Source organism: Streptomyces sp. NBC_01549, assembly GCF_026339955.1.
Taxonomy (GTDB): domain Bacteria; phylum Actinomycetota; class Actinomycetes; order Streptomycetales; family Streptomycetaceae; genus Streptomyces.
This window is the reverse complement of sequence record NZ_JAPEPW010000001.1, coordinates 6054936-6071046: the sequence shown is the minus strand read 5'-3', so window position 1 is coordinate 6071046 and position 16111 is coordinate 6054936. Positions and strand designations below refer to the sequence as shown.

The following is a 16111-nucleotide window of genomic DNA, read 5'->3' as shown; positions in this document are numbered from 1 at the left end:
TACGGTTTCTCCATGCCCAGCGAACAGCCCCTCCCGCAGGAGCCGACGCTCACGATCGCCCAGGTCGTCGAGCGCACCGGACTCTCGCACGACACGCTGCGGTACTACGAGAAGGCCGGCCTGATCGAACGGGTCGGCCGGACCACCGGCAACCAGCGGCGTTACGAGGCGGCCGACCTGGCCTGGCTGGAGTTCCTCATCCGGCTGCGCGAGACGGGCATGTCGATCGCGGACATGCAGCGGTTCGCGGAGTTGCGGGCGCGCGGCGACATCACGGTCGCCGACCGGCTCGGGATGCTCCGGGAACACCGCGCCGACCTCGCGGACCGCATCCGCGCGCTGCGCCGCAACGCGGCCGCCCTCGACGACAAGATCGACCACTACGAACGGCTGCTCGACCAGCCGGGATCGGACGACCTCTCATGACTGTCACGGACACCGCCACCACTCGCGACGAGCGCTTCGCGCACGGCCTTGAGGTCCTCAAGCGCGTCGACGGCGAGGCCGGAGAGCGCGTCGTCGACGCGCTCGGCGACATCAATCCCGAACTCGGCCACCAGATCGTCGCCTGGGCCTTCGGCGACATCTACGACCGGCCCGGACTCGCCCCGCGCGACCGCCAGTTGGTGACGTTGGGCATGCTCACCGCGCTCGGCGGCTGTGAGGTCCAGTTGGAGGTGCACGTCAACGCGGCCCTGAACGTGGGTCTCTCTCCGGACGAGATCGTGGAGTCGCTGCTGCACTCGGCCGTCTACTGCGGCATACCGAAGGCGATGAACGCGAGCCTGGTCGCGAAGAAGGTCTTCGCCGAGCGTGGGCTACTGCCCGCCGGACAGCAGCCCACGCCTTCGGCTACCTCTGTCTGATCCGCAGGAAGGTCACCGAGTTCGCCGGGAAGGTGTACGTGAACGTGTCGGCGACGCGGTCGAAGGTGGACTTCACGGGTGCGACCGCGGTGACCGTCTCCGAGTTCACCGCCTCGGGCGCGGCCTGGAGAGTGGTGACGGCGGCCTTGCGGCCCGCCTTCGCCCCGCCCAGGTCGATCGCGGTACGGGCGTCCGCGGCCTGCGCGTTGACGACCTTGATGATCAGGTCACCGGTCCTCGCGTCCCGCGTGACGACCTGGCGGAACGGCTCCGCGGGCTTGTCGTCCTTGAAGCTCCCCCACTCCTGGCCGTCCAGGTAGAGGGTCACCTGCCGGCCGCGGACCTTGATGTCGACGTCGTACGCCTTGCCCGTCTCGATCGTGCCGGGCTTGGAGATCAGCGTCGACTTGCCGCCGTCGACGGCCTGTTCGACCGCTGTCGTGGTGTTGTTCCAGCCGCCGAGGTTCCACCAGTAGTAGTTACCGGTGTCCTTGACGCCGAAGGCGACGAGGAAGCCCTCCTTGCCGGACTTCTTGGTGGCCTTCACGTGCAGGTCGTAGTCGTGCCAGGCCGGGTCGCCCGCCGACACCATGGTGTTCTCGGCGCCCACGTCGGTCTGCGCGTACTGCCCGTCCTCCAGGCTCCAGCTCCCGCCGCCCGTGTGGGTCCACTGGGAGGCGCCACCACTGAAGTCGTCGCCGAGCAGTGTGGCGCCGTCGGCGCCGGTCACCTTCACGTCGTCGTACGCCGCCGTGGTCGCCCACGTCGACAGGCCGACAGCGCCGGAGATGGGTGCGCTCAGCGAGGGCGTGCTGGTGGCGGTCGACGACACCACCCGGTCGCCGACGTTGTTCATGAAGAGCTTCTGCACCTCGTAGTCGGCCGATCCCCACGAGGCGTGGTTGTTGAACCAGATCATGTCGGGGCGCCACTGCACGTAGTCCTCATTGGCGAGCAGTGGGGCGTACGAGGCGAGCTTGACGACGTCCGCGTTGCGCTCCAAGCCGGTCATGTACGCGGCTTCGGCGAGGGCGTTCTTGAAGGTGTTGGCGCCGGAGGCGTACTCGCCGAGGAAGACCTTGGGGCCGTTCCTGTCGTAGGAGTCGTAGCGGTCGTTGTTCTGCAGGAACCACTGGGGGCTGTTGTAGTAGTGCTCGTCGACCAGGTCGACGTTCGCTTCCTTGTTGAGCTTCCAGGCGGTGTCGAAGGTGGTGCCGGAGTCGTCGGGTCCGGCGTTGGAGATCACCTTGATGTTCGGGTACTTGGCCTGGATGGCGGCGCGGAACTGCTTGAAGCGGGCGAAGAACTCGTCGGGGAGGTTCTCCTCGTTGCCGACTTCGAGATGGGTGAGGTGGAAGGGCTTGGGGTGGCCCATCGCCGCCCGCTTCCCGCCCCATTCGCTGGTCACCGGACCGTTGGCGAACTCGATGAGATCGAGGGTGTCCTGGATGTGGCGCTTGAGGAGCGCGTCGTCGTCGGTGGCCTTGTTCTGGCCGCAGCCGGTGACGAGCGCGGGCACCACGGGCAGCGGCATCGCGCCGATGTCCTCGGCGAACTGGAAGTACTCGTAGTAGCCGAGCCCGTAACTCTGGTTGTAGCCCCAGAAGTTGGAGTTGGTGGCCCGCTGCTCGACCGGACCGATGGTGTCCTTCCACTGGTACGAGCGCCGGCGCTGGTAGCCGGAGGCCTCGTCGTAGCCCTGCATGCTGCCGGTGTTGACCAGACAGCCGCCCGGGAAGCGCACGAAACCCGGGTGCAGGGCGGCGATCTTCTCGGCGAGGTCCTTGCGCAGGCCGTGGCCCTTGTAGGTGTCCCGGGGGAGCAGCGAGATCATGTCGAGCGCGACGGGAGCGTCGGCGGCGACGGTGAGACGTCCGGTGGTGCTGTCGCGGGTCGCGGTGAACCTGGCACGGTACTTGGCCCAGCCGCCGCGCGCGGTGACCTGCCGGGCCTCGGCGAGCGTACCGTCGGCGTCGTGCAGGGTCACGGTGAGCGGCGCCGTCGCGTCGGCGCGGGCCCAGACCGAGAAGTCGTACGTCTTGCCGCTCTCGACCCTGATGCCGGTGTTGTAACCGGAGTTGGTGACGGACGAGCCGGCGCCCAGGGCGAGGTAGGTGCGGTTGCGGGCGTCGAGGCGTCCGTCGTCGTCCACGGTCGCCGCGGTGCCGGTGGTGGCCCACGAGGTGAGCGGCGTGTAGGACCTGTTGTCGGCGGTGCTGTACTCGAACGACCGGTTCTGTACGAGTTCCGCGTACAGTCCGCCGTCCGCGGCGCGGTTGATGTCCTCGAAGAAGACGCCGTACATGGTGTCGTCGATCTTCGCGCCCGAGCCCTTCGGGTCGACGGTGATCGCGTAGTCGGTGACGTCGGCGGCGGCGTGGGCGGGCCCGGGAACGACGGCTGAGGCCACCAGGAGTGCGGTGGCCGTGAGTCCGAGTCTCCAACGGGTGCGGGTGCGTGGCATGGATACTCCGCGGCTCTGTGGTGTCGAGTTGTTCGAGGCGTTCCTTGCGTTCCTTGCTTGTGTTCGAAATCGCGGACAACGATCAATACTTCGAACGGCAAGATAGGGAGGGGGTCAGAGCGCGTCAATGGGTCGCGCGGCATCGCATGGGACGGAGAACGGGACGGTATGGGCGAGTTCTGGCCAGTGGCGGACGCGCTCGGCTACCTGGGCGGGAGCTGGCGGGTGGAGCGTGCGGTGCGGGATCTCGCGAGCGGCGCGGAGGGTCGGTTCACGGGGGAGACGGTTTTCGGCCCACTCGAAGAACCGGGGTCCGCGCACGGACTTCTGCACCGGGAATCAGGCACGTTCGTATGGCAGGGCACGCCTCGGCCCGCCGAGCGGACGCTGCGCTTCCTGTCGGGGCCGAGCCCGGCGACGGCCATCGTCCAGTTCTCCGACGGCCGCCCCTTCCACGACCTGGACCTGAGCACCGGCCAGTACGTCGCCGAACACCCGTGCGCGGCGGACCTCTACCGGGGTGAGTTCACGGTGTTCGGGCAGGACCGCTGGCGCACGGTGTGGCGGGTGGGCGGCCCCGCCAAGGACCTGGTCCTCACGACCGACTACACACGACTGACCTAGGGCAGGCAGGCCTCAGGCGCGCTGCGGTACGGCTTCGAGGCGCAGGTTCCAGCGGCCGTTGGTTCCGATGAGGGTGACCGTCGACAAGGGGCGCACATCGATGTTCCAGTACGTCGACGGCTGGGCCTTGAGCGCGTAGACGAGCGCGGCCCGTACCACCGAGGGCTCGGCCACCGCGACGATCCGGCTGCCGTCGTCCGCCGGGCGGGTGTCGAGCCAGCCGCCGACGCGGGAGACGAAGGAGAGCAGGGACTCGCCGCCGTGTGGGGCGGAGCGCGGATCGGAGAGCCAGGCGTCGACCGCCGACGGCTCGCGGGCCATCGCCTCACCCAGCGTGAACCCACGCCAACGTCCCATGTCGCAGTCGCGCAGCGCGGGCTGGGCCAGCGGCGCGTAGCCGAGGGCGTCGCCGGTGGCCCGGCTGCGTGGGGTCGGTGAGCAGTAGCGCAGCTCGGCCGCCGCCAGTGGCACGAGTTCGGGGGCGGCGCGCTGCACTTCGTCCCAGCCGGCCTGGTCCAGCGGCCGGTCGTCCTCGAAGCGCTCGGCCAGCAGCGAGGAGCTGCGGGCGGCGGCGACGAATGTGACCCGAAGATGCATGCGGAGATCGTGGAGCGCGGGACTCCGCAGGTCAAGGGGTGTTACGCAAGGTATATCCGGGCTTGCTGAAGTGTGCCTGCCGAAGCGGACCTACGGGAACATGAGCGCCATCCACTGGTGGGGGCGCTCCAGTGGCTCGAAGCCGAGCTTCGCGTAGACGCCGTGCGCGTCGTGGGTGGCGAGGAGGAGGCGGCGCAGGCCGAGAGGTTCGAGGTGGTCGCGGACGGCGGCGACCAGGGCGGTGCCCAGGCCCTTGCCGCGGACGGACGGGTCCACGTAGACGTCGCAGAGCCAGGCGAAGGTGGCGTGGTCCGTGATGATGCGGGCGTAGGCGACCTGCTCGCCCGAGGTGCTGTCGTACGCGCCGAAATTGAGGGAGCCCGTGATGGCGCGGAGCTGCTTCCCGCGGGAGCGGCCGATGGCCCAGTACGCGTCGGTGGAGAGCCAGTGGTGGACGCGGTCGATGTCCACTCGGGCGGTGTCGGCGGAGATCTCGTAGCCCTCGGGGAGGTGACGTGCGGAGGTCATCGGAGGAGACTCGCAGCTCAGGGTGAGTGTGGTCGAGCGGATTTGTTCTCGTCCTCGGTCGGACTGCCCGAGCCGGTCACCTCAGCACCCCGTCGCACGCCACGCGCAGCCGTCGTACCCCCTCCGTGATCTCCTCGGTTCCCGCGACCGCCGCGAAGCTCAACCGGAGGTACCCAGCAGGGGGCTCCGCGCTGAAGTAGGGGCGGCCGGGGGTGACGGCCACGCCCTCGCGGAGGGCCGCGGAGACCAGGGCGGACTCGTCGGTGCCGTCGGGCAGGCGCAGCCACAGGTGGTAGCCGCCGGAGGGGATGTGGGGCAGGGCCAGCTCGGGAAGCGTCAGACGGAGCGCGGCCGTCATCGTGTCGCGGCGGTTCCTCAACTCGGCGGAGACGGCCCGCAGATGACGGGGCCAGGCGGGTGAGCCGACCAGTTCGAGCGCGGCCTCCTGAAGGGGGCGCGGAACGAAGAAGGTGTCCACGACCTGGATGGCCCGCAGTCGTTCGAGGACCGGACCGCGCGCGGCCAGCGCACTGACCCGGAAGCTCGGCGAGGTCGCCTTGGTCAGGGAGGAGACGTGCACGACGACTCCGTCGGGATCCTCCGCGGCCAGCGCCCGCGGCAACGGCCCCGCGTCCTCGTGCACGAGACGTCGCACGAAGTCGTCCTCGATGACGAACGCGCCCGCCTCGCGCGCGATCCGCACCACGTCGGCGCGCCGCTCGGGGGCGAGCACGGCGCCGGTCGGGTTCTGGAACAGCGGCTGGCAGACGAACACCCGGGCGCCGGTCGCCCGGAAGGCGTCGGCGAGCAGGTCCGGTTTCACCCCGTCCGCGTCGACCGGCACGGGTACCGGCCTGAGGCCCGCCGCGCGGGCGATCGCCAGCATGCCCGGGTACGTGGGCGACTCGACCAGGACCGGGGCCCCCGGCGGGGCGAGTGCCCTGAGCGCGGTGGTCAGCGCGGACTGGCCGCCCGCCGTGACGAGCACCTCAGCGGCGGTGATCGCACCGCCGATCCCCCGCGCGAACCACTCGCGCAGCTCCGTGAGCCCCTCCATCGGTGGCCGGGACCAGGCGCCGGGGCGGCGGCCGGCCCGCGACAGGGCCGCTCCCATGGCCCGCTCGGGCTGGAGCGAGGGGTGCAGATAGCCGCCGTTGAACTCGACCACGCCGGGCGGCGGGGCGGCGAGCGAGACGAGGACCCCGGAGGCGTCCACCGTGCGCGGGACGAGTTCCGTCGCGGCGTCCGCGCTCAGCGCGACCTCCTGCCAGGAGGTGTCCCCGGCGGGCGCGGCGGACGTACGCGGGTGCGCGCGGAACGCGCCCGCGCCCGGCCGGGTCACCACCAGCCCCTCGGCGGCGAGCTGAGCCAGCGCCCGCGACACCGTCACCGGGCTCACCCGGAACCGCTCGACCAGTACCCGGCTCGATGGCAGCTTTCCACCCGGCGAGTAGCGGTCCAGCTCCCGTCGCAACTGATTCGCCAGATCACCCACACTGCTACGCTCTTGCATGAGAACACAGAGTAGCGCTATCGACGAGACCGGGATAGCGGTCAGCACGCCCGGAGCACCCGAGCCGCATGTCTCCGTGAACCGCCGTCCCGGCACGCTCCAGGCCGCCCTCGGCGTCACCGCCTTCTCTCTCACCTTCCCCGCCACCGCCTGGGGCCTGGAGGGCTTCGGCCCCTGGTCGCTCGTGGCCGTGCGCAGCGCCCTCGCCGCCGTCATCGCGGGCGGCTGTCTGCTGGCGCTGCGCGTGCCCGTACCGTCCCGGCGGCACTGGGCGGGGCTCGCCGTGGTCGCCGCCGGTGTCGTGCTCGGCTTCCCGCTGCTGACGACGCTCGCGCTGCAGACGTCCACCACCGCCCACGCGGCCGTGGTCGTCGGGCTGCTGCCGCTGACGACCGCGCTGCTGTCGGCGCTGCGGACCGGCGCGCGCCCCTCGCGGATGTTCTGGGGCGCCGCCCTCGCGGGCGCGGCTGCGGTGATCGCGTTCACCGTGCAGCAGAGCGGTGGGGCGCTGAGCAGCGCGGACGCCTACCTCTTCGGGGCGCTGCTGATCTGTGCCGCGGGCTACACCGAGGGCGGCCGGCTCGCCCGGACCATGCCGGGGTGGCAGGTCATCGGCTGGGCGCTGGTCCTGTGTCTGCCATTGTCGGTGCCGGGCGCGCTGGTGGCGCTGTCGTACGAGCCGGTCCACCCGACGGCGCACAGTGTGGCGGGGCTGCTGTGGGTGGCCGCCGGATCGCAGTTCCTGGGTCTGGTGGTCTGGTACCGCGGGATGGCGGCGATCGGAATTCCCAAGGCCAGCCAGTTGCAGCTCGCGCAGCCGCTGCTCACACTGGTGTGGTCGGTACTGCTTCTCGGCGAGCAGCTCACACCGGCCGCGCCCTTGACAGCCGCGGCCGTGCTGATCTGCATCGCGCTCACCCAGCGAGCGCGGGGCTGAGCCCCAGGACCATTACTCCCGCAGATGACGAGGAGACCCTTCAGATGCATGCAGACGTGGGCGACAAGCTCGTGCAGCACGGCAGGGTTGTCGGACAGCACGACAAGGTCGCGGAGATCACCGAAGTAATTGGAGCGGAGGGCACGCCCCCGTATCGCGTGCGCTTCACGGACGGGCACGAGGCGGTCTGCTCACCGGGCCCCGACTCGGAAATCCGTCACAAGGACCCGCTGTAGGCATTCGGGCACGAGGACCCGCTGCACGCTTTCGGCTCACGAGGACCGTAGACATGCGGTTCACGAGGACCGGCTGCGGAGGTTGGGTCACAGGTCCGGCTGTGGACATGCGGCAGAGATTCAGATTCAGGACACGGGTCGCGCCGGCCGCTGGTAGTGGTCGGCAACGACCCTCGCCGACGCGGTCGACGCCGACCTCCTCGGCCGATCCGAACCCCGCGCGTCGGCCGCGCTGTCGCGCCATACCCCGAACGGGCTGATCCCGAAGCTCGTACGGCGCTGCCGGACGGCGGACAGTCCGCCCCGCGAGCAGTCCGCCCCGCGAGGACCATCCACCCCACTCCTCCACGCTCCGGATCCGTCCGGACACCGACCGTCTCCTCGACCGGCATGCCGCACCCGGCCGATCGATCATCGATACTTCGGAGTAACGTGCACGGGACGTGCACGATCGGAGCAGGCACCGAACAACGGTGGTCCTGCGACAGCCGTAGATCAGTGAAGGGGACGATGTGACCGACACCGCGGGAGACATCACACGCGTCGGAGTGGTGGGCTGCGGCCAGATGGGAGCGGGCATCGCCGAGGTCTGCGCCCGCGCCGGTCTCGACGTCAAGGTCGCCGAGACCACCGGTGAGGCGTTGGAGATCGGCCGTACCCGGCTGTTCAACTCCCTCTCCAAGGCCGCCGAGCGCGGAAAGATCTCCGCGGACGAGCTCACCGCCACCCAGGACCGGCTCAGCTTCACCACCGACCTCGGCGAGTTCGCCGACCGCGATCTGGTGATCGAGGCGGTCGTCGAGAACGAGCAGGTGAAGACCGAGATCTTCCAGGTGCTCGACCAGGTGGTGACGCGGCAGGACGCGATCCTCGCCTCCAACACCTCCTCGATCCCGCTGGTCCGGCTCGCGGTCGCCACCTCGCGCCCCGACCAGGTCGTCGGCATCCACTTCTTCAACCCGGCCCCGGTGCAGCAGCTCGTCGAGCTGATCCCGGCGCTGACCACCTCCGAGGACACCCTCAGCCGGGCGCAGCTGTTCGCCGAGAAGGCCCTCGGCAAGCACGCGATCCGCGCCCAGGACCGCTCCGGGTTCGTCGTCAACGCGCTGCTGATCCCGTATCTGCTCTCCGCGATCCGGATGTTCGAGTCGGGCATCGCCAGCCGCGAGGACATCGACAACGGCATGGAGCTGGGCTGCGCCCACCCGATGGGTCCGCTCAAGCTGTCCGACCTGATCGGTCTGGACACGGTGGCCTCGGTCGCCTATTCGATGTACGAGGAGTACAAGGAGCCGCTGTACGCCGCTCCCCCGCTGCTCCAGCGCATGGTCGACGCGGGCCGGCTCGGCCGGAAGTCCGGCTCGGGCTTCTACACGTACTAGAGAGTGCGGCAACGCCGCCAAGTGGCGCTGTTCAAGGGCGAGTTCACCCGGAACAGCGCCCACGGCGGCGCTGCCGTCCGGCGGCTCCCGCGGCGCCCGCCAGGCCCCCCTCCCCGCGTCCTCGCCCAGCCCACGTGGACTGCACGGGAACACGGCCTGTTGAACGGCATCGACCGACAGCAAACCGACCCTGACCTGGGACTTTGTGTCTTTCGAAGCTGTCAGGGCCTTCCCCGCTTACTCAGCGAAAAATCCCTGGAAAGTCCCCAGGACAGAGCTGAAAGTCCCTGAAAAGTCCCTGGGAAGTCCCTGGTTCGAAGCAGCCCGACCAGCGCTTGTGAGCCCCGCGCCGGTGTCGCGGGCAATTGGATTCGGACCCGAGACCTACGCATTACGAGACCGTGAGCGTTCGTATTGCGTAGTGCCTGGTCGTGCTGCTGAGTGACGTTCTGCCTGATCAGAGCACGTGCGGTCAGTTGGTCGGTGCGGCCTCGTGTTACGTCGTCCAAAGGCGTCCGGCCACCGGCTGGCCACCGGAAGGGGCACCGCTGACGACAAGAAGCAAGGCTACCCGGGTTGTGAGCCTCCCACAGTGCCTCCGACAGCAGATTCACGCGCAGCAGCTGGGCCAGGACGGCCGTGTCCACCTTGTCGTTCTTCAGCCGCGCAGAGGCGATTGCCTTGCATCGCAGCGGATGCACCAGATGCGGCTCGAAGCCGTAGTCCTCCAACAGCTGAACCAGCCACCCCAGCCGTAGGCTGCCTCCTACTCGATCCTGCTCGACCCCGGTCCGGTGCGCATACGTATGCAAGCACCCGTCGACGGTTGCATTCAGTGAACCGACGGTACGAAATTCCCTGCTCAGGGCACCTTCACACCAGATTGGAAGGTGATTTGCAGCAAGTCTTGGTCGAGACCGCCCATGGACCGGCGCGCTCAGTGGGTGCCGGTCTCCGGTTGGGGACGGGGCAGCTCGTCCAGGTCGAGGGTGAACGTACGGCCGTCGGCCGGCTCGATGGGGAGCTTGCCCGTGGCGTACTTGTGGGTGTGTGCCGCGATGTAGCCGTCCCCGCTGGGTTGGGTGTGCACGACAACCTCTCCGGCGTACGGGTCCACGACCAGGTAGACCGGGATGCCGTAGCGGCCGTACTCGCCAGTGCAGTCGTCGCAATCCTTGCGCGCTGAGGAGACCGACACAGAGCGGCCCGCCGCGCAAAGAGCATCGCCTCCGGTACTCCAGGTGCCAGGGACGATCCGTACGGCCCCCTCGCGGAACTCCGAGTCGAACTTCCGTCGCTTCTCTGCCATGGCACCACCTCTTCCCCCCAGGGGTTTCCATCCCCCAAGCAATCGCCCATGCCCGGCGTACATGACGAGGGCGGCCCGGAACTGAGCCCCGGACCGTCCTCGCTCCCCCCGTTCCCCCGTTCCTCCCGTCAGTGTTGGCCGGACGGCCTCAGCAGGCGGTGATGGTGTTGTAGTAGGCCACCTTGTAACCCTTGGCGGCGTGGATGCGGACCTCGTACTTGCCGCCGACGCGCTTCAGCCAGACGTCGTGGTCCCACCCGTGGTACGTAACCACGCCGTTGCCCTGGTTGTCGAGGTAGTCATCGGCCCTTCCGAAGGTCTTCGTTCCGACGATGCCGTCCTTGGTCAGGCCTTCGCCAGCCTGCCACGACTTCGTGGCGGCCTTCGTGTTCGGGCCGAACTTGCAGTCGATGTCGCTGTAGTCGAACTTGGTCCCGTTGCTCTCCTTGGCCCCATCGGCCCACAGGATGACCTGCCACAGGCCGGTGGCGTTGCTGTGCGAGTGGCTGGTGGTGGACAACTGACCCTCGTCGCCCCAGTCGTCGGTGACCTTGCTTCCCGAGCCGTCGATATAGCTCTGGGCTGCGATGGACGAGGCCGGGGCGGCGACGCTCGCCGAGGCCAGCGGCCCGGCAAGCAGGCCGCCGCCGAGAAGCAGCCCTGTTGCGGCCAGCGCCACACGCTTGCGTACGGACATGAGATTCCTTTCCCGTCGGCGGGGCTCCCCCGTTGCCGGCACGACAGTCACCAGGACGCGAGTGCTCCGGTGAACGATCGGACCGACGGCCGCGGCGCGGCCGCCCACGGATCTGCGCCTCCGACATGGCCGGCGGGACCCGATGACCACCAGCTTCGGCGGCTGCGCATTGTTCAGCAGGCCCCTTCCGCCACCCTGAACAAGTCCATGGGGCCCCTGCGGGGTTCAGCAGATCCTCCGGTAGGGCATTTCGGGGATGTAGGTCTTCCAGTCGGCCCGCGACAGCGTGCTCCCCTCGCGACGGACGACTCGCTCTCTTGGCCAACCGCTACGGGTCGAGGTCGTACTTCTGCCAGGGCACGTGTTCACCCGCGACGTACAAAGCGCTGCCGTCCGAATCGAACGCGGCAGCCAGGATCCCGTCCCCGGGCGTCGGAAGAGGAGGGCCAGCGGTTGGTGGAGTGAGCCCAGAGATTCCGACATCTGGACGCTGTGGCTTTCCCGTCCTGACCTGGCCCCGGCTTTTCGGTTCCAGTCGGCCCCAGCTGATTGCACCTTCAACTCCGGCCCGAGCTGGCCCCGCCTCCGACATGCACAGGCACCCAGCCGCGACCGTTCCTCGAACGTCCGTCGGAGCCAACTCGGGCCGGAGAAGCGGGGCCAGCTCAGAGCGGGAAAGCCAACGTTGGATGTTTCGTCATCCAGGGGAAGTAATCCATGGTGGCAAAGTGGAAAAATTACCCCGCAGAGTTCAAGCGGGACGCGGTGGATCTGGTGCGCTCCTCGAAGGACCGCACCCTCACCGAAATCGCACGGAGCCTGGGCATCCATCTGGAGACGCTGCGGAAGTGGGTCCACGAGGGCAAAGCCCGCACCCAGGCCGCGGACGGTGGGGGTAATGCCGGTATGACCCCGACGGGAAAGAAGAGCTCAAGCGCTGTCTGAGCCAGAACTCCAGGGCACAGGGGCGGCCTCCCGGCTTCGGGCTAGCAGACACTCCGGTAGGGGACGTCTGCCAGGTACATGCGCCATTCGTCGCGTGACAACGTGCCCCCGGCACGTCGGCATGCCGCGCCGGACACGTCTGCCGGGTCCAGGTCGAAGTGCTGCACCGGCACGTGCGTACCCGCTGCGTACAGGCTGCCGCCATCGCTGGTGAAGGCGAGGGAGACGATCTCGTCACCGGCCGTGGGCAGGTCGGTACCCAGCTGCTGGCGGGAAGCGACGTCCCACAGCCGCAAGGTGCCATGGGATCCGGCCGCGGCCAGCGTGCTCCCGTCGGGGGAAAAGGCCAGCACGGTAGGTTCCTCCTCTTCGTCCGTGGAGCTTCTGAAGAAGCCGCCGGGTAGTACGCCCAGGGAGGTGGCGCGCCGGGTGTCCCACAGCGTGATGCCTCCTGCGTCCGTGTCCGCGAAGGCGACGCGGCTGGCGTCCCGGCTCAGGGCACCGACGCACGGGCAGTTCTGCGTGGTCCATTGGCGGCCATGGCCATCAGTGGGCAGCAGCGTACCGTCGTCGGTCAGCAGGACACCGCCGTCGTCGGAGACGGCGGTGACGTGATCGCCGGTTCCGGCCCCGTCGTCGGAGTCATGCCGGTGGATGACCTTGATTTTCCTGCCATTGCCGGCGTCCCAGATCGTCACGGAGGCGTCTGCGGCGTTGGTGGTCATCAGCTCCCGGCCGTCGAGGCTGAGGATCAGTCCTGCGAGGAACCGGTCGCCGTGGTAGGGCCTGATGTCGGTGAGCCGCCGGTTGCGCACGGTGTCCCACACGGTGATGTGTGTCGGGTCTTCGAGTGGGTCGGGCGGTCCCGATCCGAAGGCGAGGCGCCGGCCGTCGGCGCTCAGTGACATCACCGTCACGTCGTTGCCTTCGAAGGTGGCGGAGGTCGGAGGCGGCCCGGCGGCGGAGATCTGGTACCTGAGCCGGCCGGTGCGGCCGTCGATGATGCGGGGTCCCGACGCCGCCTTTCCTCGACTGTTCAGCACGGCCAGCACGGCGCCGTTCGCGCTGAGGGCTGCCGTGGCCACGGCATGATCGTTCCACTGGGGTCTGAGGGCGTTACCGATGTCGAGACTGTGGACGACGGTCTGTTCGTCGGACTCCTGGGTGGTGTAGCGCAGGACACGAGCCGTGGTGTCGATGCGCAGATCGCTGGGCTGGGTGTCGGTCAACGGGTGGTTGAAGACGGGAGCTTCGGGGTGGTCGAGCCGCCACAGTCGGATGTCGTTGCTTCCCCATCCGGCCAGCAGCTTGCCGTCCTCACTGAACACGTAGGCCCGCGGCGATACTTGGCGGAGTCGTGGCAGTCGCCTGCCGGTACTGACCGTGAGCCGCTGCAGCCCGGTCGCGTCCATCAGTGCCAGAGTGCGGCCGTCGGGGGCGAATTGGAGGTCGGCCTCGTTCCCGCAGGCGGTCCGTTTGTGCCAGGCCGTGTCGATCCGGTGGTGCGATCCGACGTCCCAGACACGGACGCTGCCCTGCATGCACAGGGCCACCAGCCGCTGGTCCGGGCTGATGTCACCGCCGGTGGACCCTCTCAGCTCGGGGGACGTGTGGGTGAACAGGCGGCGCCCGCTCTCGTCGCTCCACACCTCCAGGTGGTCGTCCGCGGCGAAGAACAGGGCGTTGCCATGGGCGCTGAAACCGGACCAGGTGCGCGCATCTTCTACTCCGCCACTGGGTCCCTGGTCGTTGCTCCAGGTCCTGGAAGGCAGGGCCGATGATCCGGAGGGGCCCAGGGCGGAGCCGTGGTACCGGTGCGTGCGTGTGTCCCACAGACGCACTCGCATGTCGGCAGTGTCGTCGTCCGTGGCCGGTATGGCCAAGTAGCGCCCGTCCGGGCTGACGTCGGCCGCGGCCGTGGGACCGTCCGTGCCACCGGGCAGCCGGTAGCTGTCGGTCCGTCGCCGGGTCCGTAGGTCCCAGCGGCTGATCGTGCCCGCTCCGACCCTGATCAGAGTCCGGCCGTCCGGACTCAGCTGGTCGACGTCCGCGGGGCCGGGAGGCGTGAACGTGGGCAGGTCGTGCTGGGCGAAGGCGCCGATGAGGGCTGAGCGGGTCTCCGGGGTGTGGCTGAGCTGCCAGGCGGCGACGCTCAGCCGCAGCGCCGTTCTCGGGTCGGTCGTACGCAGACCGGCGGCCGCGGTGGCCGCGCGGCGTGCGGCGGCGGCGAGGTGCTGTCGCTCGCTCGTACGGTGCTGTTGCCAGGCCACCGCGCCGGCCACCAGAGCGAGCACCAAGAGCACGGACACGGAACTCACCAGCCCGCCCAGCCGACGGCGTTCACGGGTGCGCGTGTCCATGCTGGTGGTGAGGAAGTCACTTTCCACGATTGTCAGTTCACGGGTGCGCTCGGCATTCGGGAAGGCCTCGGCGGCCTCGGCCAGCCGCGCTCCGCGGTACAACGCGCCCGGATCGCAGCCCAGTTCATGCCAGGCCGCGGCAGCCTCGGTGAGTCGGCGCAGGACCCGCAGCCGGTGCCGATCGTCTTCGATCCAGCCCCGCAGCCGGGGCCAGGCGGTGATGAGCACCTCGTGAGCGAGGTCGACGCGGTCGTCGTCCAGGGTGAGCAGCCGGGCGCGGGCCAGTTGCTCGATGACGGTTGCGGTGTCCGTCGGGTTGCCGAAGTCGAACTCCTGGCGGTGGGCGGGTCTGCGGGTGTCGGGGGCGCCGTCGCCAGGGGTGACCAGGCGCAGCAGGATCCGGCGGGCGAGGTCGGTCTGGGCCGGTGTGAGTCGGGCGTGGATGTTTTCGGCGGTGCGGGCGATGGCACCGTGCAGGCCGCCAGCCGCCTCGTATGCGTCCAGGGTGAGGGCGCGGCCTTTGCGGCGCCGCCAGGTTTCTAGTAGGGCATGCGACATCAGCGGCAGGGCCCCGGGTTCGCCTTCGACCTCGTTGAGAATGCGGGTCGTCAGTTCACGTTCCACGATCAGCCCGGCGGCCTGTGCGGGCTTGACGATGGCCTGGCGTAATTCGTCGCGGCTCATCGGCCCGGCGAGCACGGTGCCATCCTGCAGGGCAGCAGTCAGTTGGGGGTGTTCGGCGCAGCGACCGAGGAAGTCCGCGCGTACAGCGATGACGACGCGCAATTGGCTCGCAGGGTCGGTGGCGGTCAGGAGGTGGTCGATGAACTGGTCGCGCTCGTCTGGATCGTGGCAGAGGGTGTAGAGCTCTTCGAACTGGTCAACGATCAGCCACGTGTCACCATCGGCGTCCTTCGGTGCCAGCCGCTGCTCGTCGGTGCGCAGGGGGTTCTCGCCAGGTGTGAGGACGCGCAGTGCGGCCGGCTGTGGACTGGCCGGGGCCGGGGCGCGGAGGCGGGGGATGAGGCCGGCCCGCAGTAGAGAGGACTTGCCACTGCCCGACGGGCCGAACACCGCGGTGAACCGACGGGAGCGGGTCAGCTCGACCAGGCGGTCGGTGATCTCGTCGCGGCCGTAGAACAGATCGGCGTCGCCCGGCTCGAAACGAGCCAGCCCCCGATACGGGGGCTCAGCATTCTCGTTCTCGGTGCGCGGCTCGGCCGCTGCCTCTGCGGCCGCCTCACGCCAACGAGCCTCCCACTCTTCCGGATCGCCGCCGCAGGCCTGCACGTAGGCGAGTACGACCGGCAGGGTCGGCAGCCGCTCACCGCTGGCCGCCTGCGACAGGGTGCTCGCCCCTTGCCCCGTGCTCTGCGCCATCACCCGGTACGTCGGACTCCCGGCCTTCGCGCGGAGCTTGCGCAACTCGGCCGCGAGCCGTGCCACCGGTCCCGCACCGGGATCGAGCGGGCCTTCCGGACGTCCTGCCATCGACGCCTCACCCCTCTTCTCCGCCGCTTCCCCCGTGGACTCGGCGCGAGCCCCTGCACGCTACGACGTGTGCGGGCAGGAGGACAAACCACACGCACTCTCTTTGGTCAGCACGGCGCGCCAAGTCGGCAACCTGCGGCGCGGCCATTGATCAGGGTGGCG

General features: G+C 69.3%; 14 protein-coding genes. 7 read left to right on the top strand and 7 right to left on the bottom strand.

All coding sequences use genetic code 11. From position 1 onward, the window contains the following. Positions 1-12: 12 nt before the first annotated feature. Positions 13-426, top strand: a complete 414-nt coding sequence (locus tag OG819_RS27085) for a MerR family transcriptional regulator (protein ID WP_266623257.1) — start codon at positions 13-15, stop codon at positions 424-426. After that, positions 423-866: a carboxymuconolactone decarboxylase family protein gene (locus OG819_RS27080; protein WP_266623258.1), complete on the top strand. Its 444-nt coding sequence runs from the start codon at positions 423-425 to the stop codon at positions 864-866. Before OG819_RS27085 ends, OG819_RS27080 begins: the two co-directional genes overlap by 4 nt. Here OG819_RS27080 and OG819_RS27075 read toward each other — a convergent pair. Then, a complete protein-coding gene (locus OG819_RS27075; RefSeq protein ID WP_266651391.1) occupies positions 853-3330 on the bottom strand; it encodes an alpha-L-arabinofuranosidase C-terminal domain-containing protein in 2478 nt (825 codons plus the stop codon). The two genes, OG819_RS27080 and OG819_RS27075, sit on opposite strands and share 14 nt — an antisense overlap. A gap of 168 nt (positions 3331-3498) precedes the next feature. Between OG819_RS27075 and OG819_RS27070 the strand changes: the two genes are divergently transcribed. Next, on the top strand, positions 3499-3954 hold the full coding sequence (locus OG819_RS27070) for a DUF6314 family protein (RefSeq protein ID WP_266623261.1): 456 nt from the start codon (positions 3499-3501) through the stop codon (positions 3952-3954). Positions 3955-3966: 12 nt separating this feature from the next. Here OG819_RS27070 and OG819_RS27065 read toward each other — a convergent pair whose 3' ends face one another. The 3 genes from OG819_RS27065 to OG819_RS27055 all read right to left on the bottom strand — a co-directional run bounded on the left by OG819_RS27065 (position 3967) and on the right by OG819_RS27055 (position 6592). Next, on the bottom strand, positions 3967-4551 hold the full coding sequence (locus tag OG819_RS27065) for a histidine phosphatase family protein (RefSeq protein ID WP_266416104.1): 585 nt from the start codon (positions 4549-4551) through the stop codon (positions 3967-3969). Between the two features lie 90 nt (positions 4552-4641). Then, the gene (locus OG819_RS27060; RefSeq protein WP_266651390.1) at positions 4642-5079 is read right to left on the bottom strand and encodes a GNAT family N-acetyltransferase; all 438 of its coding nucleotides are present in this window, start codon (positions 5077-5079) and stop codon (positions 4642-4644) included. Between the two features lie 76 nt (positions 5080-5155). Further along, positions 5156-6592 carry a PLP-dependent aminotransferase family protein gene (locus OG819_RS27055; RefSeq protein ID WP_266623265.1) on the bottom strand — a complete coding sequence of 479 codons (1437 nt, stop codon included), beginning with the start codon at positions 6590-6592 and terminating at the stop codon, positions 5156-5158. Here OG819_RS27055 and OG819_RS27050 point away from each other — a divergent pair. From OG819_RS27050 to OG819_RS27040, 3 genes are all read left to right on the top strand, one after another. Then, positions 6591-7529: a DMT family transporter gene (locus OG819_RS27050; protein WP_266651389.1), complete on the top strand. Its 939-nt coding sequence runs from the start codon at positions 6591-6593 to the stop codon at positions 7527-7529. The two genes, OG819_RS27055 and OG819_RS27050, sit on opposite strands and share 2 nt — an antisense overlap. Before the next feature lie 44 nt (positions 7530-7573). Next, positions 7574-7765 carry a DUF1918 domain-containing protein gene (locus OG819_RS27045; protein WP_266416097.1) on the top strand — a complete coding sequence of 64 codons (192 nt, stop codon included), beginning with the start codon at positions 7574-7576 and terminating at the stop codon, positions 7763-7765. A 512-nt stretch (positions 7766-8277) separates the two neighbouring features. Next, entirely contained in the window at positions 8278-9147 is an 870-nt protein-coding gene (locus OG819_RS27040; protein WP_266651388.1) for a 3-hydroxybutyryl-CoA dehydrogenase, read from the top strand. 937 nt (positions 9148-10084) lie between these two features. On the opposite strand, the gene OG819_RS27035 is transcribed toward OG819_RS27040, so the two are convergent. Further along, the gene (locus OG819_RS27035; RefSeq protein WP_266651387.1) at positions 10085-10456 is read right to left on the bottom strand and encodes a Uma2 family endonuclease; all 372 of its coding nucleotides are present in this window, start codon (positions 10454-10456) and stop codon (positions 10085-10087) included. A 148-nt stretch (positions 10457-10604) separates the two neighbouring features. Beyond that, positions 10605-11153, bottom strand: coding sequence for a peptidoglycan-binding domain-containing protein (locus OG819_RS27030; protein ID WP_266651386.1), 549 nt, complete (start codon positions 11151-11153; stop codon positions 10605-10607). A 717-nt stretch (positions 11154-11870) separates the two neighbouring features. Between OG819_RS27030 and OG819_RS27025 the strand changes: the two genes are divergently transcribed. Continuing rightward, positions 11871-12098 (top strand): transposase, encoded by a 228-nt coding sequence (locus tag OG819_RS27025; RefSeq protein WP_266651385.1) that lies wholly within the window; start codon positions 11871-11873, stop codon positions 12096-12098. Positions 12099-12139: 41 nt separating this feature from the next. On the opposite strand, the gene OG819_RS27020 is transcribed toward OG819_RS27025, so the two are convergent. After that, positions 12140-15949: a hypothetical protein gene (locus OG819_RS27020; protein ID WP_266651384.1), complete on the bottom strand. Its 3810-nt coding sequence runs from the start codon at positions 15947-15949 to the stop codon at positions 12140-12142. Positions 15950-16111: the final 162 nt, after the last annotated feature.